This is a genomic window from Streptomyces sp. CBMA29 (assembly GCF_014596445.1).
Taxonomy (GTDB): Bacteria; Actinomycetota; Actinomycetes; order Streptomycetales; family Streptomycetaceae; genus Actinacidiphila.
In genome coordinates this window covers 40671-64697 of sequence record NZ_MECL01000009.1, presented here as the reverse complement: position 1 = coordinate 64697, position 24027 = coordinate 40671, and the positions used below count along the sequence as shown (strand labels likewise).

22 protein-coding genes are annotated in these 24027 nt (G+C 70.6%); 18 read left to right on the top strand and 4 right to left on the bottom strand.

The genetic code is table 11. The features are described 5' to 3' along the window. Positions 1-9 precede the first annotated feature (9 nt). Together BGM09_RS02140 and BGM09_RS02135 are read right to left on the bottom strand one after the other, a co-directional pair. Positions 10-1626: an ABC transporter substrate-binding protein gene (locus BGM09_RS02140; protein WP_188279627.1), complete on the bottom strand. Its 1617-nt coding sequence runs from the start codon at positions 1624-1626 to the stop codon at positions 10-12. A gap of 113 nt (positions 1627-1739) precedes the next feature. Further along, positions 1740-2426, bottom strand: coding sequence for a response regulator transcription factor (locus BGM09_RS02135; RefSeq protein WP_188279626.1), 687 nt, complete (start codon positions 2424-2426; stop codon positions 1740-1742). 401 nt (positions 2427-2827) lie between these two features. Between BGM09_RS02135 and BGM09_RS02130 the strand changes: the two genes are divergently transcribed. The 16 genes from BGM09_RS02130 to BGM09_RS02055 all read left to right on the top strand — a co-directional run bounded on the left by BGM09_RS02130 (position 2828) and on the right by BGM09_RS02055 (position 19567). After that, positions 2828-4312: an FAD-dependent monooxygenase gene (locus BGM09_RS02130; RefSeq protein WP_188279625.1), complete on the top strand. Its 1485-nt coding sequence runs from the start codon at positions 2828-2830 to the stop codon at positions 4310-4312. 2 nt (positions 4313-4314) lie between these two features. Beyond that, positions 4315-4641 (top strand): TcmI family type II polyketide cyclase, encoded by a 327-nt coding sequence (locus BGM09_RS02125; protein WP_188279624.1) that lies wholly within the window; start codon positions 4315-4317, stop codon positions 4639-4641. Further along, entirely contained in the window at positions 4638-5918 is a 1281-nt protein-coding gene (locus BGM09_RS02120) for a beta-ketoacyl-[acyl-carrier-protein] synthase family protein (protein ID WP_188279623.1), read from the top strand. The genes BGM09_RS02125 and BGM09_RS02120 overlap by 4 nt, the downstream gene beginning before the upstream one ends. After that, positions 5915-7135 carry a ketosynthase chain-length factor gene (locus BGM09_RS02115; protein ID WP_188279622.1) on the top strand — a complete coding sequence of 407 codons (1221 nt, stop codon included), beginning with the start codon at positions 5915-5917 and terminating at the stop codon, positions 7133-7135. The genes BGM09_RS02120 and BGM09_RS02115 overlap by 4 nt, the downstream gene beginning before the upstream one ends. 78 nt (positions 7136-7213) lie before the next feature. Further along, complete coding sequence (locus tag BGM09_RS02110; protein WP_188279621.1) at positions 7214-7486, top strand: acyl carrier protein; 273 nt, start codon at positions 7214-7216, stop codon at positions 7484-7486. 10 nt (positions 7487-7496) lie between these two features. Beyond that, positions 7497-8282, top strand: coding sequence for a 3-oxoacyl-ACP reductase FabG (fabG, locus tag BGM09_RS02105; RefSeq protein WP_188279620.1), 786 nt, complete (start codon positions 7497-7499; stop codon positions 8280-8282). An 89-nt stretch (positions 8283-8371) separates the two neighbouring features. After that, complete coding sequence (locus BGM09_RS02100; protein ID WP_188279619.1) at positions 8372-9310, top strand: aromatase/cyclase; 939 nt, start codon at positions 8372-8374, stop codon at positions 9308-9310. A gap of 2 nt (positions 9311-9312) precedes the next feature. Beyond that, complete coding sequence (locus BGM09_RS39105) at positions 9313-10635, top strand: FAD-dependent monooxygenase (protein WP_188279618.1); 1323 nt, start codon at positions 9313-9315, stop codon at positions 10633-10635. Continuing rightward, entirely contained in the window at positions 10632-11399 is a 768-nt protein-coding gene (locus BGM09_RS39100) for an SDR family oxidoreductase (protein ID WP_188279617.1), read from the top strand. The genes BGM09_RS39105 and BGM09_RS39100 overlap by 4 nt, the downstream gene beginning before the upstream one ends. A 54-nt stretch (positions 11400-11453) precedes the next feature. Beyond that, positions 11454-13022, top strand: coding sequence for an acyl-CoA carboxylase subunit beta (locus tag BGM09_RS02085; protein ID WP_188279616.1), 1569 nt, complete (start codon positions 11454-11456; stop codon positions 13020-13022). A gap of 13 nt (positions 13023-13035) precedes the next feature. Continuing rightward, on the top strand, positions 13036-13998 hold the full coding sequence (locus BGM09_RS02080) for an LLM class flavin-dependent oxidoreductase (RefSeq protein WP_188279615.1): 963 nt from the start codon (positions 13036-13038) through the stop codon (positions 13996-13998). A gap of 85 nt (positions 13999-14083) precedes the next feature. Beyond that, positions 14084-15355, top strand: a complete 1272-nt coding sequence (locus BGM09_RS02075; RefSeq protein WP_188279614.1) for an MFS transporter — start codon at positions 14084-14086, stop codon at positions 15353-15355. Further along, positions 15352-15945, top strand: coding sequence for an NADPH-dependent FMN reductase (locus BGM09_RS02070; RefSeq protein WP_188279613.1), 594 nt, complete (start codon positions 15352-15354; stop codon positions 15943-15945). The genes BGM09_RS02075 and BGM09_RS02070 overlap by 4 nt, the downstream gene beginning before the upstream one ends. A 143-nt stretch (positions 15946-16088) precedes the next feature. Continuing rightward, positions 16089-16733 (top strand): antibiotic biosynthesis monooxygenase, encoded by a 645-nt coding sequence (locus BGM09_RS02065; protein ID WP_188279612.1) that lies wholly within the window; start codon positions 16089-16091, stop codon positions 16731-16733. An 88-nt stretch (positions 16734-16821) separates the two neighbouring features. Beyond that, on the top strand, positions 16822-18192 hold the full coding sequence (locus BGM09_RS38725) for a LuxR C-terminal-related transcriptional regulator (protein WP_188279611.1): 1371 nt from the start codon (positions 16822-16824) through the stop codon (positions 18190-18192). Between the two features lie 196 nt (positions 18193-18388). Continuing rightward, on the top strand, positions 18389-19567 hold the full coding sequence (locus tag BGM09_RS02055; RefSeq protein ID WP_188279610.1) for an acyl-CoA dehydrogenase family protein: 1179 nt from the start codon (positions 18389-18391) through the stop codon (positions 19565-19567). A 79-nt stretch (positions 19568-19646) separates the two neighbouring features. Here BGM09_RS02055 and BGM09_RS02050 read toward each other — a convergent pair whose 3' ends face one another. Continuing rightward, positions 19647-20330: a response regulator transcription factor gene (locus BGM09_RS02050; RefSeq protein ID WP_188279609.1), complete on the bottom strand. Its 684-nt coding sequence runs from the start codon at positions 20328-20330 to the stop codon at positions 19647-19649. Positions 20331-20579: 249 nt separating this feature from the next. Then, on the bottom strand, positions 20580-21320 hold the full coding sequence (locus tag BGM09_RS02045) for a TetR/AcrR family transcriptional regulator (protein ID WP_188279608.1): 741 nt from the start codon (positions 21318-21320) through the stop codon (positions 20580-20582). A 240-nt stretch (positions 21321-21560) separates the two neighbouring features. Here BGM09_RS02045 and BGM09_RS02040 point away from each other — a divergent pair, with 240 nt between their 5' ends. Together BGM09_RS02040 and BGM09_RS02035 are read left to right on the top strand one after the other, a co-directional pair. Next, entirely contained in the window at positions 21561-23162 is a 1602-nt protein-coding gene (locus tag BGM09_RS02040; protein WP_188279607.1) for a DHA2 family efflux MFS transporter permease subunit, read from the top strand. Further along, positions 23159-24016 carry an SDR family NAD(P)-dependent oxidoreductase gene (locus BGM09_RS02035; protein ID WP_188279606.1) on the top strand — a complete coding sequence of 286 codons (858 nt, stop codon included), beginning with the start codon at positions 23159-23161 and terminating at the stop codon, positions 24014-24016. Before BGM09_RS02040 ends, BGM09_RS02035 begins: the two co-directional genes overlap by 4 nt. The last annotated feature ends 11 nt before the right edge of the window (positions 24017-24027 follow it).

The window sequence follows — 24027 nt, the reverse complement described above, 5'->3', positions numbered from 1 at the left end:
CGCCCTCGTTCAGGAGAGCCAGGCGTCGTGGAACTGCGCCTGGGACGACGAGCCGAGGGTGATGTCGTGCACCTTGCCGCTCAGCGCGTACACGCTGGTCATCTCGAACACCGGTATCTGGTAAGCCTGTTGGAGCACGCGGCGCTGCGCCGAGGCGACGATGTCGGCGCGCTTGGCGGGGTCGGCCGCGGCGGCCTGGGTGTCGAGCAGGGTCTGCAACTCGGGGTCGTCGATGTGCGAGAGGTTGAGCAGCTTGCTGGAGAAGGCGGTGCGCAGGATGTCCGGGTCGGCCCTGGTGCCGTTGCCCCAGGACAGGTCGTAGTCGCCGCTCTTCTGGGCGACCTGGTAGTCGGCGATGCTCAGCACCTTGAGGGTGAGACCGATGCCGGCCTTCTTCACCTGTTGCTGCACGAGTTCCAGGACGGACTGGTTGGGGCCGAAGTTGGGCGCGAGGATGACCTTGAGGTCGAGCTTCGCGCCGTTCTTCACGCGGATGCCGTCGGGTCCCGGCTGCCAGCCCGCCGCGTCCAGGATCCGCCCCGCGGCGGCCGGGTCGTGGGCGAGGAGCTCGGAGTTGTCCTGGTAGCCGTCGGTGGTGCTGGACAGCGAGCTGGTGGCCGGGTGGTAACTGCCGCTGAGGACGGTGTCGACGACCTCCTTGCGGTCGATGGCGACCTCCAGCGCCCGGCGTACCGCGATGTCGCCCGCCTGGGGCCGCGAGGTGTTGACGCTCAGCGCGACCGGGACGCCGGGGTTGGAACGGGACAGCAGCTTCGCGCCCTGGCCGGTGAGGCCCGCTTCGTCCTGCGGCGCGACCCCGGCGATGGCGTCGACCTGCCCGGATTCCAGGCTGCCGGTGCGCACCCCCGACTCCGGTACGACCTTGAAGGTGATCTTGTCCAGGTAGGCGGGGCCGCTGTGCTTCCACAGGGCCGAACCCCCGGTGTAGTCGGCGCGCCGGTTGAGTTCCACCGAGCGCCCCGGGGTGTAGCTCGCCAGGGTGAAGGGGCCCGAGCCGATCAGCGGCCCCGCGCACAGCTTCTCGGCGCCGCCCTTCAGGCTCGCGGGGGCCAGCAGACCGAGCGTGGTGGTGGAAGTGGCCTGGAGGAACTGGGCGTTGGGGTGGTCGAAGGTGACCTTGGCGGTGTGCGCGTCGATCACCTCGGTGCTCCGGTAGCCGCTGAGATAGCCGGATCCGAAGATCGACTTCGCCCCGAGCTTCACCACGGCGTCGAAGTTGGCCTTCACGGCGTTCGCGTCCACCGCGCTGCCGTCGCTGAAGGTCGCGCCGTCGCGCAGGTGGAAGGTGAACGCCGAGGCGTCCGGGCTCACGTCCCAGGAGGCGGCGAGCCAGGGGGCGATCTTTCCGGTCGCCGCGTCCTGGTCGGTGAGCGAGTCCACCAGCCCGCGCGCGGCGTAGACCGCGTCGTTGGTGGCCGCCTGGTGCGGGTCGACGCAGATCGGGTCCGAGCCCAGAGCGAAGGTCAGATGACCGCCCGCGTGGGGCTTGGCCGTCTTCCCGTCGGTCGACGGGGACGTGGAGTCCGACGACGAGCAGGCCGCCAGCGTCAGCGACAGGACGACGGCCGTGGCGAGCAGGTGGGCTTGGTGGCGTGAGCCGGGCATGAGGCAGGGCCTTCCGGGCGAGAGGTACCGGACGCGAGTTCCGGGGTGCGAGATACCGGAACGGGTGTTCCGGCGGTGAGGTGTGGTGGGGTGACGGGGGCGGCGGGAGTCGTTCAGCCGTGTCCCATCCGGAACCCGATCCCGCGGAGCGTGACGACCCAGCTTGGGTCGCCCAACTTCTTCCGCAGCGCGCTGACATGGGTGTCGATGGTGCGGCTCGCCCGCGCGCTCAGCGGGCGGCCGTCGTGCTGGTAGCCCCACACATCGGCCATCAACTGCGTACGGGTGAAGACCGTCTGCGGCTGTGACGCCAGTTGGAGCAGCAGGCAGAACTCGATCCGGGTGAGCCTGATCAGCCGGCCGTTCACCCGGACCTCCCGGGTGTCCGGGTCGACGCACAGCGAGCCGATCACGATCGGCTGCGACCGGACGGCGGCCGAGAGCTGCGGTCCTGAACGCCGCAGGACGGCCTCGATACGCGCGTGGAGTTCGCGGTATCCGAAAGGCTTGGCCATGCAGTCGTCGCAACCGGCCTGTAAGCACAGGATCCGGTCGAGTTCGGTGTCGGGGTCGGTGAAGGCGATGATCGGTATGTCGCTCGCTGACCGGAGCAATCGGCACACTTCGAGACCGTCCATGTCGGGCAGCGCCAGGTCGATGAGGAAGAAATCGAACGTGGAGTACTTCTCCAGCGCCTCCGCACCGGTGCCGCACTGCTCGATGTCGAATCCGTGCCGCTGCAACTCGGTACTCAGGCTGCCGACCCCAATCGCGTCGGAATCCGCTACCAGTACCCGCATGACTTTCCAACCTCGATGGGGATCGCTCAAATTTCTTTGGCAGATTAGCGGCCGCCGGGCCCGCTTTGAAGATCCGGCGGGACATTTCATACTCCTGCAAGGTTCCCGCAACTATCCGGCGCATAGGTGCAGTTGGGGCGGAGTGGCCGGTCGTGTTCGGTCAAGAAACCTGTACGTCCCTTGACGGTTACTTATGAATCGCCGTCGAGCGGTGTGGCGCCTGACGTCGGCTTCATGGTCGGAGTGTGAGGAATCTGAAGACACGGTTTGACGTTCCTCTGACGGTCATTTTCAGATACCCTTGAGATTTTTGCTTGAATTCTGGGCGGGGCGTGACCGACGATATTTGCGTCCAACGGAAACCCGGCGGACGCGATTGCCCTTTCAGATGGGAGAGGTGTATGAGCGCTTCGGTCATCATTGCGGGTGCCGGACCGGCCGGGCTCGTACTCGCCGGGGAACTGCGGCTGGCCGGTATTGACGTCATTGTTTTGGAGCGCCTTTCCGGACCCACCGCGGAATCACGCGGAATCGGGTTGGCCATTCGAACAGTCGAGACGTTCGCCCAGCGCGGACTGCTCCGCCGCTTCGGTGATCTCACGACCAGTGAGCAGGGCCACTTCGGCGGGGTCCCGCTGGACCTCGGCGTGCTCGACGGCCCGTACCGCAGCGCCAAGACCGTGCCCCAGTCCGTCACCGAGACCGTTCTGCAGAACTGGGCGCTCGAACTCGGCGCCGAGATCCGCCGCGGTCACGAGGTCCGCTCCTACCAGGAGGAGGACGCGTGCGTCGCCGTACGCGTCGGCACCCCGGACGGGGAGCGGACGCTGCGTGCGGACTACCTGATCGGGGCCGACGGCGGGCGCAGCACCGTCCGCAAGGCCGGCGGCTTCGACTTCCCCGGCACCGCGGGCGCCACCGAACTGCTGCTCGCGGACATCCGCGGCATCGAGGTGGCGCCCCGCATGACCGGTGAACTGTCGGCCGGCGGCATGGTGATGTCCGCGCCGCTGGCGGGCGGCGTGCACCGTGTCATCGTCGGCGAGCGCGGCACACCGCCGCGCAGGCGGAGCGGCCCGCCGCTCTTCCACGAGGTCGCCGACACCTGGAAGCGGCTCACCGGGGACGACATCTCCGGCGCGGAGCCGGTGTGGATCAGCGCCTTCACCGACGCCGCACGCCAGGTCGCCGACTACCGCCGGGGCCGGGTCCTGCTGACCGGCGACGCCGCCCACATCCACTTCCCCGCGGGCGGCCAGGGCATGAACACCAGCATCCAGGACTCGGTGAACCTCGGCTGGAAGCTCGCGGCGGTCCTGCGCGGCACCGCGCCGCAGTCCCTGCTCGACACCTACCACACCGAACGGCACGAGGTCGGCAGGCAGTTGCTCGCCAACACCGGCGCGCAGAGCCAGTTGATCCTCGGCGGCAAGGAGGCGCAGCCGCTGCGTGACGTGCTCGCCGAGCTGACCGCGTACAGCGACGTGACCCGCCATCTCGCGGCGCAGGTCAGCGGGTTGGCGATCCGGTACGACGTAGGACCCGGCCCCAATCCGCTCCTCGGGGCGCGGATGCCGCATGTGCGACTCAGCGTGCGGGGCCGACCGACCAGCAGCACCGCGCTGCTGCACTCCGGCCGCGGCGTCCTGCTCGACCTGGCCGACAACCCGCACGTGCGCCGCCGCGCGGCCGACTGGCGCGAGCGGATCGACATCGTCACCGCCGCCCCGCGCGGCGACGGGCCCGACCCGCTCGACGGCACCACCGCGGTGCTGATCCGCCCCGACGGCTATGTGGCGTGGGCCGGACCCGGCAGCCACGACGACCTTCCGGCGGCACTGGACCGCTGGTTCGGTCCCGCCCGACTCGATTCGCGAGAGAGGTAGAGATGCACAGCACACTGATCGTCGCCCGAATGAACCTGGGCTCGGCCGAGGAGGTCGCCCACATATTCGGCGCCTTCGACGGGACCGACATGCCGCATCTGATGGGCACGCGCCGCCGTGAGCTGTTCTCGTACCGCGGTCTGTACTTCCACCTCCAGGATTTCGACGCCGAGAACGGCGGCGAGCGCATCGAGACCGCCAAGGACGACCCGCGGTTCATCCGGATCAGCGACGACCTCAAACCGCACATTGAGGCGTACGACCCCGCCACCTGGCGCTCGCCGGCCGACGCGATGGCCCAGCGCTTCTACCGCTGGAGCGCTTCGTGAGCCGGCCGGCCGGCCGCCGCGTCGTGATCACCGGAGTCGGTGTCACGGCCCCCGGCGGCATCGGGGTCAAGGACTTCTGGCAACTGCTGGCCGACGGACGCACCGCGACCCGCAGGATCTCGTTCTTCGACCCGGCGCCGTTCCGCTCCCAGATCGCCGCCGAGGCGGACTTCGACGCCGAACTGTCCGGGCTCACCCCGCAGGAGATCCGCCGGATGGACCGCGCAGCGCAGTTCGCGGTGGTCACCGCCCGAGAGGCGGTCGCGGACAGCGGACTGGACTTCGACTCGGTCGACCCGCACCGGGTCGGGGTGACCATCGGCAGCGCCGTCGGCGCCACCACCGGCCTCGACCAGGAGTACCGCGCGGTCAGCGACGGGGGACGGCTGGACCTCGTCGACCACGAGTACGCGGTCCCGCACCTCTACAACTTCCTGGTGCCCAGTTCCTTCGCGACCGAGGTCGCCTGGGCCGTGGGCGCGCAGGGACCCGGCACGGTGGTCTCCACCGGCTGCACCTCCGGCCTCGACGCCGTCGGCTACGCGACCGACCTGATCCGGGACGGCGCGGCCGACGTGGTCGTCGCCGGGGCGAGTGACGCCCCGATCTCGCCCATCACCGTCGCCTGCTTCGACGCGATCAAGGCCACCACGGCACGTAACGACGACCCGGAGCACGCCTCCCGGCCGTTCGACGCCAGCCGCACCGGCTTCGTACTCGGCGAAGGGGCGGCCGTGTTCGTCCTGGAGGAACTGGAGAGCGCGCGCCGCAGGGGCGCCCACGTCTACGCCGAGGTCGCCGGTTACGCGACCCGGTCCAACGCCTTCCACATGACCGGGCTGCGCCCGGACGGCGCGGAGATGGCCGAGGCGATCCGGGTGGCGCTCGACGAGGCCAGGATCGGTCCGGAGGACATCGACTACATCAACGCGCACGGCTCCGGCACCAAGCAGAACGACCGCCACGAGACCGCCGCCTTCAAGCGCAGTCTCGGGGACCACGCCTACCGGACGCCGGTCAGCTCCATCAAGTCGATGGTGGGCCACTCGCTCGGCGCCATCGGCTCGATCGAGATCGCGGCCTCCGTGCTGGCGATGGAGCACAGCGTCGTACCGCCCACCGCCAATCTGCACCACCCGGACCCGGAGTGCGACCTCGACTACGTGCCGCTGACCGCGCGCGACTGGCGTACGGACACGGTGCTGTCGGTCGGCAGCGGCTTCGGCGGCTTCCAGAGCGCGGTGGTGCTCGCCCGACCGGATCGGAGCGCTCGATGAACGCCCACGCCGTGGTGACCGGACTCGGTGTCGTCGCGCCCAACGGCCTCGGCGTGGAGGAGTACTGGGCCGCCACCCTCGAAGGACGCAGCGGCATCGGACGGATCACCCGCTTCGACCCCTCGGACTACCCGTCGCGCCTCGCCGGTGAGATCGGCGGCTTCGACGCCCGCGAGCACCTGCCCAGCAGGCTGCTGCCGCAGACCGACCGGATGACCCAACTGGCCCTGGTGGGCGCGGACTGGTCGCTGAAGGACGCCGGGATCGACGCCGCCGAACTGCCCGCCTATGCGGCCGGGGTGATCACCGCCAGCCACTCCGGCGGCTTCGAGTTCGGCCAGAACGAACTCAAGGCCCTGTGGAGCAAGGGCGGCCGGTACGTCTCCGCCTACCAGTCCTTCGCCTGGTTCTACGCCGTCAACAGCGGGCAGATCTCCATCCGCCACGGATTGCGCGGCCCCAGCAGCGTGGTCGTCAGCGACCAGGCGGGCGGCCTCGACGCGCTCGCCCAGGCAAGGCGCCAGATCCGCAAGGGGACTTCGGTCGTCGTGGCCGGCGCCGTCGACGCGTCGATCTGCTCCTGGGGGTGGGTGGCCCAACTGGCCGGCGGACGGCTGGCCGCCGGGGACGACGCCGAGCGCGCCTACCTGCCCTTCGACGCGTCCGCCCGCGGCCATGTGCCGGGCGAGGGCGGTGCGTTGCTGGTCGTCGAGGACGCCGAGCACGCACGGGCCCGCGGCGCGGGGAACATCTACGGCGAACTCGTCGGCCACGCCGCCACCATGGATCCCCGGCCGGGCAGCGGACGAGCGCCGGGCATCGAACGGGCCATCGAGGAAGCGCTGTCGGACGCGGGCGCCGGCCCCGACGAGGTGGACGTGGTCTTCGCGGACGCCGCCGCGATCCCCGAACTCGACCGTATCGAGGCCGAGGCCATCGCCAAGACCTTCGGTCCGCACGGGGTCCCGGTGACCGCGCCCAAGACCATGACCGGCCGCCTCTACTCCGGCGCCGCGCCGCTGGACGTCGCCGCCGCACTGCTGAGCATCCGCGACGGCGTGATCCCGCCGACCATCGGCACGGCCCTGGCCGACCGGTACGACATCGACCTGGTGGCCGGCGCCCCGCGCCCCGCGTCCGTACGCACCGCGCTGGTGCTCGCCCGAGGCCAGGGCGGATTCAACTCGGCCCTCGTCGTACGCGCCGCCGATCGCTGACGTCACCCGGCGCCGATCAATGAGGCCGCCCGCCGCCGGGACCACCGGCCACCATCCCCACCACGAAAGGCACCGGACATGTCCACCACCAGCCCGTTCACCCTCGACGACCTCCGCCGCATCCTGTTGGAGGCCGCGGGCGAAGAGGAGGGCGTCGACCTGAGCGGCGACATCATCGACACCGATTTCCAGGCACTCGGCTACGAGTCCCTCGCCCTGCTGGAGACCGGCAGCCGGATCGAGCGCGAGTACGACATCTCGCTCGACGACTCCGCCCTGACCGACGCGGTCACACCGCGCGGCCTCATCGACGCCGTCAACTCGCGGCTCACCGCTGCCCCGAGCGTCTGAGGAGACGGCGATGTCGCAGAACACGGAGAGGGTCGCCCTGGTGACGGGCGCGACCAGCGGTATCGGCCTGGCGGTCGCCCGCCTGCTGGCCGGCCAGCGACACCGGGTGTTCATCGGCGCCCGCAACGCCGACAACGTCGCGGCCACCGTCAAGGAACTGCGCGCCGAGGGGCTGGAGGTCGACGGCGCGGTCGTCGACATCCGCGGCGACGAGGCGGTCAGGTCGTTCGTCCAGGCGGCCGTCGACCGCTTCGGCACCATCGACGTGCTCGTCAACAACGCGGGCCGCAGCGGCGGCGGAGTGACCGCCGACATCACCGACGAGCTGTGGTATGACGTGATCGAGACCAACCTGAACAGCGTCTTCCGGGTCACCCGTGAGGTGCTGAACACCGGCGGTCTGCGCGACAAGAGCCGCGGCCGGATCATCAACATCGCCTCCACCGCGGGCAAGCAGGGCGTGGTGCTCGGCGCCCCGTACTCCGCCTCCAAGCACGGCGTCGTCGGCTTCACCAAGGCCCTGGGCAACGAGTTGGCGCCGACCGGCATCACGGTCAACGCGGTCTGCCCCGGCTACGTCGAGACGCCGATGGCCGCGCGGGTCCGGCAGGGCTACGCGGCGGCCTACTCGACCACCGAGGGCGAGATCCTCCAGAAGTTCCAGTCCAAGATCCCGCTCGGCCGCTACTCCACGCCCGAGGAGGTCGCGGGCCTGGTCGGCTACCTCGCCTCCGACACCGCCGCCTCCATCACCGCGCAGGCCATCAACGTATGCGGCGGCCTCGGCAACTTCTGAGCCCTGGCTGACCTCTGACCGACCCCTGCCCGACCGCAGACGACCGCCCCGGTCCCGCGGCCCTATCCACCACCGATCGGAGCTGTGACATGACGACCCGTGAGGTCGAACACGAGATCACCGTGCGGGCACCCGCCGCCGACGTCTACCGGCTGCTCGCCGAGGTCGAGAACTGGCCCCGGCTGTTCCCGCCGTCCGTCTACGTCGACTACCTCGAACGCGACGGGAACGAGGAGCGCATCCGGATCTGGGCCACCGCCAACGGTGAGGCCAAGAACTGGAGTTCGCGGCGGACGCTGGACCCGGATGCCCTGCGTATCCGCTTCTGGCAGGAGGTCTCGACGCCCCCGGTGGCCGAGATGACCGGCACCTGGATCATCGAGCGGCTGGGGGAGTGGGAGTCGCGGGTACGGCTGCTGCACACCTACCGCGCGATCGACGACGACCCCGAGGGTCTGCAATGGATCGACGAGGCGGTTGACCGCAACAGCCGGGCCGAACTGCCGGGCCTGAAGACCAACTTGGAGCTGTCGGCGCGGGACGCCGGGCTGAGCCTGTCCTTCGAGGACAGCGTGCGGGTCGAGGGCGCGGCCAAGGACGTCTTCGACTTCGTCAACGAGGCCCACCTGTGGACCGAACGGCTGCCGCACGTCGCCAAGGTCGAGCTTACCGAGGACACCCCCGGCCTCCAGACCCTGCGGATGGACACGCTCACCAAGGACGGCTCGACCCACACCACGGAGTCGGTCCGGGTCTGCTTCCCGCACCACAAGATCGCGTACAAGCAGACCACGCTGCCCGCACTGCTCGACCTGCACACCGGCTACTGGACCTTCGAGGAGGGCGAGGACGGGGTCACCACCGCCACCTCACAGCACACGGTGGTGCTCAACGCCGGGAACATCGGCAAGGTGCTCGGCCCCGAGGCGGGTGTGGAGGAGGCGCGCCGGTTCATCCGTGAGGCGCTCGGCAACAACAGCCGGGCCACGCTGAACCACGCCAAGGAGCACGCGGAAGCGCGGCGCTGAGCATGGCGGGCCCACTGGACACCGATGTCGTCGTGGTCGGAGCAGGCCCCGTCGGGCTGCTGCTCGCCGGTGAACTGCGCCTCGGCGGAGCACGGGTGACCATGCTGGAGCAGCTCACCGAACCGACCACCGAGTCCCGGGCGTCCACGCTGCACACCCGCACGATGGAGATCCTTGACGAACGCGGGCTGCTGACACGGCTCGGCACACTGCCCGGCGGCGGCCCCGGGCACTTCGGCGGCCTGCGCCTCGACCTCACCGCCGCGGCTCCCGGCCACCGCTGGGCCGGGCAGTGGAAGTGCGCCCAGGCACATCTGGAGGCCGTGCTGTACGCCTGGGCCACGGAGTTGGGGGCGCGGGTGCTGCGCGGGCACGCGGTGACGGGCCTGCGTTCGCGTACCGACCGGGTGGAGGCCGGATTCATCGAACTGGGCTCGCGGCCGGGCGTCCTGACCGCCTCCTACGCGGTCGGCTGCGACGGCGAGCGGAGCACCGTACGGCAGTTGGCCGGATTCGAGGTGGAGGGCGGGGACGGCACGCTGGAGATGCTCAGGGCCGACCTCGCGGGCATCGACATCCCCGACCGGCGCTTCGAGCGGCATCCGAACGGGCTGGCCACCGCCTTCCGCTGGCCCGACGGCAGCACACGGGTGATGGTCCACGTACACGGCGGTCCGCGCGAGGACACCGGCACCGGCACTGGCACTGGCACCGGCACCGGACGGCGAACCGGCGCCCCTGGCCTGGACGAGGTCGTCCGGGCCTGGGCCCTGGTGACCGGCGAGGACATCGGCGCCGGCACCCCGGTCTGGCTCAACGCCTTCGACAACACCACGATCCAGGCCACCCGCTACGTGAAAGGCCGGGTGCTCCTCGCGGGCGACGCGGCCCATGTGCAGATGCCGGTCGGCGGCCAGGCGCTCAACCTCGGCCTCCAGGACGCCGCCGACCTCGGCCGCAAGCTCGCGGAACAGATCGCCAAGGGCGACGGGGGCGGCGGGGGCAGCGGCTCGGCCCTGCTGGAGAGCTACCACGACACCCGGCACCGGATCGGCGCCGCGACGCTCACCAACATCCAGGCCCAGGCCCGGCTGCTGCTCGGCGGTCCCGAAGTGGACGGCCTGCGGTCGGTCTTCGGCCAACTGCTGGAGATCGGCTCGGCCCGGCGCCATCTGGCCCGTGCGATCAGCGGGCTCGGTCCCGTCGAACCCGGTCCCGTCGAACCCGGTCCCGTCGAACCCGGTCCGGCCGAGCCCGGCCCCGCGGCACCACAGCGGTCCACCACAGACACCACGGATGACGTCACCCCAGGAGAGGCATCATGAGCAGGCTCATCGGCAAGACGGCGCTCGTCACCGGCTCCAGCCGCGGCATCGGCCGCGCCATCGCCGTACGGCTGGCCAGGGAGGGCGCGCTGGTCGCCGTGCACTACGCCGCCAACGAGGCGGCGGCCCGGGAGACCGTCGAACTCATCGAGAAGGACGGCGGCCGGGCGTTCACCGTCCGGGCGGAGTTGGGCGCGCCCGGAGATGTGCACGAACTCTTCCTCGGCCTGGAGAAGGGCCTCAAGGAGCGGTCAGGCGGCACCACCCTCGACATCCTGGTGAACAACGCCGGGGCGACCAGCGCGAGCGGCATCGCCCCCGAGGACGTGACCCCGGAGCAGCTCGACCTGTTCTTCGCGGTGAACGCCAAGGCCCCGTACCTCATCGTGCAGCGCGCCCTGGCGCAGATCCCCGAGGGCGGTCGCGTCATCAACATCTCGTCCGGCCTGACCCGGGTCGCCAACCCCGACCAGGTCGCGTACGCCATGACCAAGGGCGCGATCGAGCAGCTCACCCTGCACCTCGCCCGCCACCTGGCACCGCGCGGCATCACCATCAACAGCGTCGCGCCCGGGATCACCGACAACGGCAGCGCTGTCTTCGACATCCCCGAGGCGGTCGAGCAGATGGCCCAGCTCTCTGCCTTCAAGCGGGTCGGCAAGGCCGGTGACGTTGCGGACGTGGTCACCTTCCTCGCCACCGACGAGGCCCGGTGGATCACCGGCGCCTTCATCGACGCCACCGGCGGCACGCTGCTGGGCTGACCGCCCGGGGGAGCAGGCACCGACCGAATCGAACGGGAGAGGAGGTGGTCCGGCATGCCGACAGACGTCTCGGGAGGCATCGCGGACCGCACGTCCGAACTCGGCGCCCTGAAGGAACGGGTCCGGCAGGGACCCGATCCGCGGGCGACCGAACGACAGCACGCACGCGGCAAGCTCACCGCGCGGGAGCGGATCGAACTGCTCCTGGACAAGGGCAGTTTCACCGAGGTCGAGGGACTGCGCCGGCACCGCGCCAGCGGCTTCGGCCTGGAGGCGAAGAAGCCGCACACCGACGGCGTGGTCACGGGCTGGGGCACCGTCGAGGGCCGCACGGTCTTCGTGTACGCCCATGACTTCCGGATCTTCGGCGGCGCGCTGGGAGAGGCGCACGCCGAGAAGATCCACAAGGTGATGGACCTGGCCATCGCGGCCGGCGCCCCGCTGGTCTCGCTCAACGACGGCGCGGGCGCCCGTATCCAGGAAGGCGTCTCCGCGCTCGCCGGCTACGGCGGGATCTTCCGGCGCAACACCAGCGCCTCCGGGGTGATCCCGCAGATCAGCGTGATGCTCGGCCCGTGCGCGGGCGGAGCCGCCTACAGCCCGGCCCTCACCGACCTGGTGTTCATGGTCCGGGAGACCTCACAGATGTTCATCACAGGACCCGACGTGGTCCAGGCGGTGACCGGCGAGGAGATCACCCAGAACGGTCTCGGCGGCGCGGACGTGCACGCCGCGACCTCGGGGGTCGCGCACTTCGTCTACGACGACGAGGAGACCTGCCTGGCCGAAGTCCGCTATCTGCTCTCGCTGTTGCCCGCCAACAACCGCGAACTGCCGCCGCGGACCGTCACCGCGGATCCGCCCGACCGCGAGTCCGAGGCACTGCTCGACCTGGTGCCCGCCGACGGCAACCGGTCCTACGACGTCCGGCGGGTGATCGAGGAGATCGTCGACGACGGCGAATTCCTCGAAGTGCACGCGGCGTTCGCGCCCAACCTGGTCTGCGCGCTCGCCCGGCTGGAGGGCCGGGTGGTGGGCCTGGTCGCCAACCAGCCCGCGGCGATGGCGGGCGTACTGGACATCGACTCCAGCGAGAAGGGCGCCCGGTTCGTCCAGTTCTGCGACTCGTTCAACATCCCGCTGGTCACGCTCGTCGACGTCCCCGGCTTCCTGCCCGGCGTCGACCAGGAGCACAACGGCATCATCAGGCGCGGTGCCAAACTGCTTTACGCGTACTGCAACGCCACCGTGCCGCGGGTCTCACTGATCCTGCGCAAGGCGTACGGCGGCGCGTACATCGTCATGGACTCCCGCTCCATCGGCGCCGACCTGGCCTTCGCCTGGCCGACCAACGAGATCGCGGTCATGGGCGCCGAGGGCGCCGCCAACGTGGTCTTCCGGCGCGAGATCGCCGCCGCCGAGGACCCGGCCGCCATGCGCGCCCAGAAGATCGCCGAGTACCGCGACGAGCTGGTCCATCCGTACTACGCGGCCGAACGCGGCCTCGTCGACGACGTGATCGACCCGCGCCTGACCCGGCCGGTGCTCTGCCGCGCCCTGAACATGCTCACCGCCAAGGGCGCCGACCTGCCGCACCGCAAGCACGGCAACCCACCCCAGTGAAAAGGATCGTGGCATGGACGTCGGACTCCTCTTCGACCTGCGCAACCCCGAGCAGTGGCACCGGCCGTGGGCCGACCACTACGCGCGGACCCTGGAACTCTGCGAAGAGGCCGACCAGCGCGGTGTCGGCGGTCTGTGGTTCACCGAGCACCACCGCTTCGAGGACGGCTATCTGCCGCAGCCGCTGACCGTCGCGGCGGCCGTCGCCGCGCGCACCCGGCGGGCCCGGATCGGCACCTCGGTGGTGCTGCCCGCGCTGCACCACCCCGTCGACCTCGCCGAACAGGCCGCGCTCGTCGACCTGATCAGCGGCGGCCGGCTCGAACTCGGCCTGGGCGCCGGATACCGGGTGCCCGAATACGAGCTGTTCGGCGCGGACTTCGGCCGCCGGTTCGCGGGCACCGGCCGCAACATCCGCGAGATCCTGCGCCTGTGGCAGGAGCGGGTGGTCTCGCCGCTGCCGATCCAGGACCCGCCGCCGCTGTGGGGCGGCTTCTACGGTCCGCGCGGCGCGAAGCTCGCGGGCGAACTGGGCATCGGGCTGCTGCACATCTCGCGCCCCATGTTCAAGCACTACCGCAAGGGCCTGGTCGAGGCGGGCCACGACCCGCGGGCGGCCAGGGTGAGCGACCTGATGCCCGTCATCCTCGCCGAGGACCCGGAGAAGGCGTGGCACCAGGTCGCGCCGCACCTGGCCCACCAGGTCAACTCCTACCGGCAGTTGTCGGTGGAGGGCCGGGAGAAGTCCGAACCGCTGCTCACCGCCGAGGATCTCCGCGATCCGAACGCCGAGGACACCCGCGGGCTGCTCGACATCCTCACCCCCGAGGACGCGGCCGTCCGGATCAAGGAACTGACCGGTGACCTGCCGGTCAAACACCTCATCTTCTGGGCGAGCATCGCCGGGATGCCGGACGAGCTGGTCGCCGAGAACATCCGGCTCGTCACCGAGAAGCTGCCTCCGCTGCTGCCGTGACCCGGACCCGAAGCCGGACCCGAAGCCGGACCCGACGCCGACGCCGACACCGCGACCCCATCCGACCCAGACACGGCGGCCCCTCATGACAGCTCCCTCGTGGACCGACCCCTCCGATGCCAATGCCGACGCCACGGCCACGGCCACGGGAACAGGAACGGCGGCCGAATCGACGCGCTGGGACGCCCGGCTCTGGACCGTCCTCCTGATCCTGTCGGCCAACATGGTCCTCGACGCGATCGAGGTCTCCCTGGTGCTCGTCGCGCTGCCCTCGATCGGCGCCGCACTCGGCCTGGACCTGTGGACGGCGCAGTGGCTGATGAGCGGCTTCGCCGTCGGATTCGCCACGCTGCTCGTCCTGGGCCCCCGGCTCAACGCCCGACTGGGCCGCAGGCGGGTCTACCTCGCCGCGATGCTGCTCTTCGCCGCCGCCTCGGTGGCCGGCGGACTCACCGACAGCGCCGCCCTGCTGATCGCCACCCGGGTGGTCAAGGGGCTCAGTGCGGCGCTCACCGCACCGACCGGTCTCGCCATCATCGGCACCACCTTTCCCAGCGGGCCGCAGCAGCGGCGGGCGGTGTCCGTCTACGCCCTGTTCGGCGCGGCCGGTTTCACGGCCGGACTGCTGCTGTCGGGCGCTTTGCTGACCGAGAGCTGGCGCTGGACCTTTCTCTTCCCGGCGCCGGTGGCCCTGATCCTGCTGGTCTTCGCCCTGCGGATCATCCCGCGCGACCGGGGCGCCGTCCCGGCCCCGCGCGTCACCCCCGCGCTGCTGCGCAACCGTCAACTGCTGCGCTCCGCCGTCGGCGCGGCCTGTCTCAACGGCACGTACCAGAGCCTGTTGCTGCTGCTCGTCTTCCAGACCCAGCGCCAGCTGGGCTGGTCTCCCTGGCAGTCGGCGGTCGCCCTGCTGCCCGCGTGTGTGCCGCTGGCCGTGACCGTACCCTTCGCCGGAGCCATGACGGCGCGGTGGGGCACCGGGCGGCTGATCGCCCTCGGCGCGACCGCGCCGCTGCTGGGCTACGCCCTCTACCTGTGGCGGCCGGACAGCGGTTCGTACCTCACCGGAATGCTGCCGACGCTCCTTCTGGTCGGCGCCGGGTTCGTGCTCTCCTTCGCCGCCCTCAATCTCCAGGCGACCGGGGCCCTCCCGCCCGCCGAACGGGCCGCGGCCGTCCCGCTGTTCCAGACCGCCGTGCAGGTCGGGGCCGTCGTGATGCTCCCGGCCACCGCCGCGCTGCTCGGCTCCCACCACGGCCACCGCCCGGCGCTGTCCCTCATCACCGCGGTCGCCGGGATCGGCCTGCTGGCCGCCCTGACCGGACTCCGTACCCCTCACAGACAGGTCGCACCATGACGGATGACCAGCTCTCCCTCGCCATCATCACCGCCAGCGTCCGCGACGGGCGGCTCGGTCCCGCCGTGGCCGACTGGTTCCTGTCCCAGGTCAAGGAGCGCCCCGAATTCGCCGTGCAGAGCGTCGATCTGATCGACCATCCGCTGCCGCTGGTCCTGCCGGGGCCCGGCAAGGACGTGTCGCTGGAGACGGCCAGGACCCGCGAAGCGCTGCGTTCGGTGCTGGTGGCGGCCGACGCCTTCGTCGTGGTCACGCCCGAGTACAACCACAGCTTCCCGGCCGCGCTGAAGAACACCGTCGACTGGTTCTACGAGGAGTGGACCGCCAAGCCGGTCGGCTTCGTCTCGTACGGCGGCCTCAGCGGCGGCATCCGCGCTGTCGAGCAGCTCCGGCAGGTCTTCGCCGAAGTGCACACCCTGACCGTACGGGAGAACGTCGCCTTTCCCCTGGCGGGAAACCGCTTCGACGAGGCGGGTCGGCTGATCGACCCGGAGCCGAGCGTCCTGTCGGCGGGACTGCTGCTGGACCAACTGCACTGGTGGGGCGACGCGTTGCGGGCGGCCCGCGCCGAGCGCGCGTACCCGCGCTGAGCCCGCGTCCGAACCGTACCAGCGCCCGATCCGTACCCGCGCTGCGCGCACCCGGCTGGTGACGACAGCCGCACCTCCCGCTTCCCGCCCCGAAAACCGGACCCCGAAACCCCGGACCCCGGTCCTCTGGAAGGACGACGGCAATGACCCAGCAGATCTCCTCCGCACCGCCGGACATCCGGCGCGCCGACAGCACGGCCGCGCATGTCGCGCAGTGGCACGTCCCCGACCGCGAGGCCGGGGTCGAGGCCGTGGCCGAGACCGTCGAGCAGTGGCGCGCCGCCGACTGGCCGACCGGACTCCTGTCGGCCTCCGCGTATCTCAGCACCGAGGACGACACGGTGCTGACCTACCTCCAGACCTCGCACGCCCCGGCCCACCGCGACTTCACCGCTGGGCTGACGGGACTGGCGGGCGCCGCGACGGTCGCGTACACGCTGCGCCGCGCGATCGTGCTGCACAAGGGGCCGCTGGTGCCGTCCAGCTTTGTGGTCGCGACCTTCGACGTGGACGGGCCCGCCCCGCAGGAGCACATCGTCGAGTCGATCGCGGGCGCCCTCGAAAGCGCCCCCGGCGCGCAGCACCCCGGCCTGCTCTCGGCCAACTTCCACCTCAGCGCCGACGGCACCCGCGTCCTCAACTACGCCGAGTGGACCAGCGACGAGGCGCACATCTCGTTCCTGGAGGGCGCCACGCGGGCGGCGACTCTGCGCGCCACCCACGACACTCCCGGCGTCCGGCCGATCGGCTTCAAGCGCTACCACCTCCTGCACAGCCTCACCGCCTGACATTACGTCACATCCGCGCAGCCAGCGGCCTATCGGCCTATCGGCCCACCGATCTACCGACTTACCGATCTACCGAACGGAGTCCACCGTGCAGGGCGGAAGGAACGAATCCGCGCCGCTGCGTCTCGCCGAAGCACCCTCGGCGGTCGCACGGTGGCGTCACGACGAATACGCGGCGGCGCACCCGCCCGCACCGGGAATCCGCCGCGCCGCCGCCGACGCCGACGACGAGCGGGCGCGTCCCGACGAGACCGAGGTGTACGCGGCCCCCCGCGTCCTCGAACTGGCGCACCGCGGGGTCAACCGCTCCGCGGCGATGTGCCAGTCCGAGCGCCTGCTTGCCGCGGACGAGCGGCGAGCCGACGCCGACAGCGTGTGGCAGGCCGTGCTCACCCTGCTGTACGCCGGGGACACCTCGTCCGCGAGCGCGCACTGCGCCCGGCTGGCCCGCGAACCGCTCTGGTCGGGTTCGGTCCGCCACCGCCGGACGCTGGCCCTGCTGCGCGCACGGATCAAGCTGCTCGGAGGTGATACGAGCGGGGCCGTACGCACGCTGCGCGCGGTCCTCGCCCGGGGCGGGTCCGGTACCCGCGTCCCCCTGGCCGCGGTCTGGCTGACCGAGGCGCTCGTCGGGACCGGCGACCTCGACGGCGCGTGGACGGTGCTCCAGGAGAACGGCATGGTCGGCGCGCTCGACCTCGAAGGCCAAAACCGGGCCCACGTCCTGGCGGCCCGCGGCGCGCTGCACCTGGCCGCGGGCCAGTTCCGGCAGGGGATCGACGACTGTCTGAGCAGCGGCCGACTGCTGGCCTCGTACGGCATCGACAATCCCGCGGTGGTCGCCTGGCGTTCGGCGGGCGCGCTCGGGGCCGCGACCGCGGGTCGCCGTGACCTGGCCGTCGCCCTGGCCGAGGACGAACTCGTCGCCGCGCGGAAGTGGGGGTCGGCGCGCGTCCTGGGGACGGCCCTGCGCGCCGTCGCCGTGGCGCGCCGCGACAGGACCTCCCTCATACTGCTGGAGGAAGCCGTCGATCTGCTCCGCCTGGCGGACGCCCAGGGCGAGGTGACACAGGCCCTCTACGACCTCGGCGCGCTGCTGGCCGAACGCGAGGACGCGGCCGGGGCGCGGAGCCGGTTCACGGCCGCGGTCGCGGTCGCGCGCACCTGCGGCAACACCTTCTGGGCCCACCGCGCCGAGTCCGCGCTGCGCCGGCTGGGCGGACCGGGCGCCCCGCGCGGACTCACCCCGCAGGAGGCCAGGATCGCGCAGCTGGCCCGCGCCGGATACAGCAACCGGCGCATCGCGGAAGCCCTTTTCCTCAACGTCAGAACCGTCGAATTCCATCTGTCGGGCGTCTACCGCAAACTCGGCGTCTCCGGCAGAGGCGAACTCGTCCTGGTACTCAGCGCGGTCGGGGAATCCCCGGCGGCGCGAGACAAACCTGCGGGCGACCCGTAGGTTTCCCCGGCCCTTTCGCCGCCGCTTCGCCGATGGTGCGAGGATCGGGAAAACGGTCGGTCGGTGATCAGAGCACCGAACGCCTTTCGTTTCCAACTTCCCTTTCCCGCCGGCGATGTCAGCGCGCGGACCGTCCGGAATACCGGTGCCCGGCAGCGGGCGCGTCAAGTGCTACCCACATCGGGAGGAACCCAACATGACCACCACCGCGCCGTCCCGGGACGATCTCGTCGAGGCCGCGGGGAAACTCGTGCCCCTGCTGCGCTCCCGGGCGCTGTGGATCGACGAGAACCGCAGGCTCCCGCAGGACGTCATCGAGGCGATCGAGGCATCGGGTCTGCTCAGGATGCAGGTGCCCACGCAGTACGGCGGATACGAGTCGGACGCGCGCGCCTTCGTCGACGTGCTGGCCGAGGTCGCGAAGGGCAACAGCTCGGCCGCCTTCGTGCTGTCCATCTACTCCTCGCTGACCTGGATGGCCGGCCTGTGGCCCGACGAGGCCCTGGACGAGGTGTTCGCCGAGCCCCATGTCCGGGTGACGGGCACGACGGCCGCGTCCGGAAAGGCGACCCGGGTCGACGGCGGCTATCTGGTCAACGGTAGCTGGGGCTACAACAGCGGCGTGCTGCACGCCCACTGGAAGATCACCGCGGCGATGCCCGAGGGACCCGCGGGGGAGACCCTGCCGGTCTTCGCCCTCATCCCGGTCTCCGAACTGGAGATCGTCGACGACTGGAACACCGTCGGCCTGGCGGGCTCCGGCAGTGTGACCACCGTGGCGAGGGACGTCTTCGTCCCCGACCACCGGGTGATCTCCGGCGCCGACTTCTACCAGAACGTCTCGAAGTCACAGGTCAACGCGGCCAAGGGCGCCTACCGGGTGCCGATGCTGGTCAGCGCCACGGTGATGCAGACGGGCCAGCTCGTCGGCGCCGCCAAGTACGCCCTGTCCAGCTTCCTGGAGCGGCTTCCCGGCCGGCCGCTGACGTACACCAGCTACCCCAGCCAGTTGGAGGCGCCGGTCACGCATCTCCAGGTCGGCGAGGCGGCCCTGCTGATCGAGGACGCCGAGGCCCGCGCCCACCGGTTCGCCGATCTGCTGGCGGACAAGATCCGGCGGGACGAGCCGTGGTCCCAGGACGACCGGGTCTTCTCCCGGGTGCAGATCGGCTGGATCGCCAAGCAGGCCAAGCAGGCTGTGGAGATCCTGGCCGCCGCCAGCGGCGGCTCCTCGATCTTCCGGGACGTGCCGATCACCCGCATCCAGCGGGACGTGCACGCGACGTCCCTGCACGCCCTGATCACGCCGAGCACCAACATCGAGCTGTACGGCAGGTCCCTGACCGGCCTGGAGCCCAACTCGCTGTACCTGTGAGCGACAGCCGGCGCTGAGCGTGACGCGGGCGCGCGTACGGTGTGGGCCCCACACCGTACGCGCGCTTCCGCTTTCCTTGTCAGCCGAGGCCGACGCGGAATCCGACCCCGCGGACGGTGACGATCCAACTGCTCCGGCCCAACTTGTTGCGCAGCGAGTTGACATGGGTGTCCACCGTGCGGCTGGCCTGGTAACCGACCGCGAGCACCGTCGGGATCTCCCATATCTCCGCGAGCAGCCGCTGCCGGGTCACGACCATCTCGGGGTGCCGCGCGAGGTAGTACAGCAGGTCGAACTCCTTGCGGGTCAGCTTCACCGGCTTCTCGTGCACCTGCACCTTGCGGGAGGCCGCGTCGATCCGCAGACCGCCGATCGACACCGTCGTCTTGGGGGTGACCACCGGTCGGCGCGGCTCCCGCCGCCGCATGACGGCCTCCATGCGGGCCGCCAACTCGCGTATCTCGTACGGCTTGTCGATGCAGTCGTCGGCGCCCGCCCGCAGCCCCAGGACCCGGTCCAACTCGGTGCCGCCGCTGGCGAACGCGATGACCGGGATGTCGCCCGTCTCCCGCAGACCGCGGCAGACGGCCAGGCCGTCGATGTCCGGGAGATCGAGATCGAGCAGGACGAAATTCGCCTGCCGGAAGTTCTCCAGAGCCGCCGTCCCGGAATCCACGGTCGTCACCTCATGGCCGTACCGCTCCAGATTGCGGGCCAGCGCCGCGGCTTCGTGCTCCTGCGCCTCCACAACGAGTATGCGCACGGTATCTCCCTTGGAGTTGTACGGACCGAAGGTGGATTCACGGCCGCAAGCTCCATTGCCTGCATAGCTGTCAGGTGGACACATCCATCTAGTGCTGATCCGCGGCGCGGATTCTCAAACCGTTCTCATCGATTCGAGCCAGGGAGTTCATGCGAGTTCACACGGACTTCGCGGATCCGCTTCGGACATATCCGTTCGCGGGAAGGCGCCGTAAACCTTGTCGAATCGTCAGAGGTCAGGAATCAGAGGTCAGGAAGCGGTCACCGGCAGGGTGCGGTTCTGGTGGACATCACGGAAGGCGCGCAGGAATGTGTCGACCGCGGCGTCGGCCACGGTGTGCAGTTCGGTGTCCGGTACGGGTCGGGTGCCGAGTTGGGACCGCGCTTCCATGGGGCCCGTGAGCAGAGCGAGGAACTGCTCCGCGGCCTCGACGGGGTCGCAGGGTCGCAGCAGACCGGCCAGGGAGAGCCGGGCCATCCGGTCGGCGAGGGTCTGCCGGAGCCGGTCGGCGCCGCGCCCCCAGACGACTTCGAGCAGTCCGGGGAAGCGGGTGATCTCCGCGTGCAGCAGTCGGCGCAGCGCCCAGGAGCGGGGGTCGCAACACTGGAGCAGCATGCGGTATCCGACCTCCTCCAAGCGGGACCTGACCGGGTCGGAGCCTTCGCCGTCCTGGTTGTCCTGGCTGGCCTGGCCGTCCTCGCCGTTTCGGCTGTTCGCGCCGCCCTCGACCGTCAACTGCTCGGCCAGGGCGAGGTTCCTGTCCATCACGGCGTTCCCCGTCGCCTCCATCGCGGCGTGGAAGAGGTTCTCCTTGTCGCCGAGGTGGTTGTAGACGGTGTGCTTGGCGACGCCCGCCACTTCGGCGATCTCCTCCATGCACGCACCGGCGTACCCCCGCTTGGCGAACACGGCGAAGGCCGCGTCGAGGATCGCCTGACGTTTGTCGATGCGGCCTCGTGAGGCCGTTCGGTTGCCTGATGCCAGTGTCACAGTTCCGCCCACCCTCGCAGCGTACCCGATACGGGCGTTGAGTTACACCGGCTGGTGCAGTTTGTTGCCCGTTGACGTTGTCATCGTCCTGAGTGGTGCCCTAATCTGCACTGGCGAGTGCAATTCGGCGCGCTGTCATCTGACATGCCGCCATCTGACGCGCGGCCGCCTCGTATCGCTTCGTGTCACCTCGTGTCACCTCGTGTCACCTCATGCCACTTCACGCCACCGGAGAGACTCATGGCGCATCCGTCGAACGAGGGCCTTGACCCCGCGCTGCGGCGACTGATCGGAGTGATCCTGTTAGGCGGGATCATGGGGATCCTCGACGGCTCGATGATCGCCGTCGCCGCGGACACCCTGGTCAAGGACTTCGACACCTCGCTCAGCGCGGTCAGTTGGGTGTCCACGAGCTATCTGCTCGCCCTGACCGTGAGCATCCCGGTCACCACCTGGGCCGTCGACAGGTTCGGCGGCCGCCGGCTGTGGCTGCTCGGCCTGGTGATCTTTCTCGCCGGTTCCATCAGTTCCGGACTCGCCTGGAACATCGGCAGTCTGATCGCCTTCCGCGTGCTCCAGGGACTCGGCGCGGGTCTGCTCGACCCGCTGATGCTGACCCTGCTGGCCCGTTCGGCCGGACCCAGCCGGATCGGACGGGTCATGGGCCTCATGGGCGTCGTCGGCTCCAGCGGACCGGTGTTCGGCCCGGTGATCGGCGGATTCATCCTGCAAGGCGTGTCCTGGCGCTGGATGTTCCTGGTCAACGTCCCGATCGGCCTGCTCGCGCTGGTGCTCGCCCTGCGGGTGATCCCGGACGACAAGCCGACCGGCGAGCAGCCGGTGGGCAAGCTCGACACCGTGGGCGTCGCGCTGATCGGTCCGGGAGTCGCGGCCGCGGTGCTGACCTTGTCGCAGTACGCCGAGCGGACCGAGTTCTCCGCCTGGCAGGTGCTCGTCCCGCTGGTCGCCGGGGTCGTGCTGCTCGGCGCCTACGCCGTCCACGCGCTCCGCGAGCGCACCGCCCCACCGCTGATCGACCTGCGGCTGTTCGCCTCGCGCGGCTTCTCCGCCAGCGTCACCGTCGGCGCCCTGGTCGGTCTGGCCACCTTCGCCAGCCTGTTCGCGCTGCCGCTGTACTACCAGCAGGTACGCGGCCACGACACCTTCGCGTCCGCGCTGCTGCTCGCTCCGCTCGGTGTGGGCTCGGCCCTGTCGATGCCGCTGACCGGACGGCTGTCCGACAAGGTCGGCTCACGAACTCTGGTGATGTGCGGCGGCGTGGTCGCCACGCTGAGCGCGCTGGCCTTCACCCAGCTCAGCGCGGACACGTCCCAGGTCTGGACGGCCGTGGTGGCGTTCACGATCGGCCTCGGCCTCGGCAGCGTGGGCGCGCCCACCATCGCCTCGCTCTACCGCACGCTCCCGCCGCATCTGGTGCCGCAGGGCAGCACCGTGCTGTACATGCTCAACCAGCTCGGCGCCGCGATCGGCATCGCGCTGGTCGCGCTGCTCGTCCAGAGCGCGGGCAGCGGCGACGCCCTCGGCGGCTTCCGCCACGCGTACTGGGGCGTGACCGGAGCGCTCGCCCTCGCCCTGATCGCCGCGACCCAACTGCCGGGCCGTCCCAAGCCGCAGGAGTCCGACGGCGGAACGCCGCGGGAACAGCACGCCGACGTCCACGCCGACGTCCACGCCGACGTCCGCTCCGACGTTCACGTCCACTCCGACGTCCACTCCGACGTCCACTCCGACGTCCACTCCGATGCCCGCTCCGATGCCGGCTCCGACATCCGCTCCGCGGAGGCTCCCGCCTCCCTGGCCGCCCAAGGGGACACCCTGTGAAGACCGTGGTGATCGCCGGTGGTACCGACGGCATCGGAAAGGCGCTGGCGGCCACCCGGCTCGGCAACGGCGACACCGTCGTCGTCATCGGCCGCAGCGAGGTGAAGGGAAAGGCGTTCCTGGAGACGGCCGCGACCGTCGGCGCCCGGGACCGGGCCTTCTTCATCCCGGCCGACCTCAGCCTGCTGGGCGAGAACGAACGGGTCCTCAAGAATCTGCGCGCACGGTTCCCGACGATCGACGCCCTGGTCCTGTGCGCCCGCCACTACCGCACCGAGCGCGCCGTCACGGCCGACGGCATCGAGGAGAACTTCGCGCTGTTCTACCTCAGCCGCTACCTGCTCGGACACGGCCTCGTCGACACGCTGTCCGCCGCCGAACGGCCCGTGGTGGTCAACGTGGCCGGTCCCGGCGCGAGTCTGAGCGTGGTCCGCTGGGACGATCTGGAGCTGCGCCACGGTTACCACGGCGGTGCCGCGCTCGGCCAGGGCGGGAAGCTCAACGACCTGCTCGGCGTCACCTTCGCCGAGCGGTACGGGGACAGCGGCATCCGCTACGTCCTGATCCACCCGGGCGTCACCGCGACGAGCTTCTCCGGCGAGTACGACGATGTGACGCTGCGGCAGATCCTGTCGATGCGGTCGTTCGCCAAGCCGGTGGAGGCCGCCCTCCCGCCGATCGTCGCCGCCATCGACGCCCCTCCCGCCGAGCCGTTGAGCGCGTTCGTCGAGGGGCTTCGGATCGGGGTGAAGGACAGGTCCTTCGCGCCGGACGCCGCCGGACGCCTCGACGCGGCCACCGAACGAATCCTGGAGGAGCACCGGGGGCGGACCGGCGGTCCCGGCAGGAATTGACGGTCTCCAGA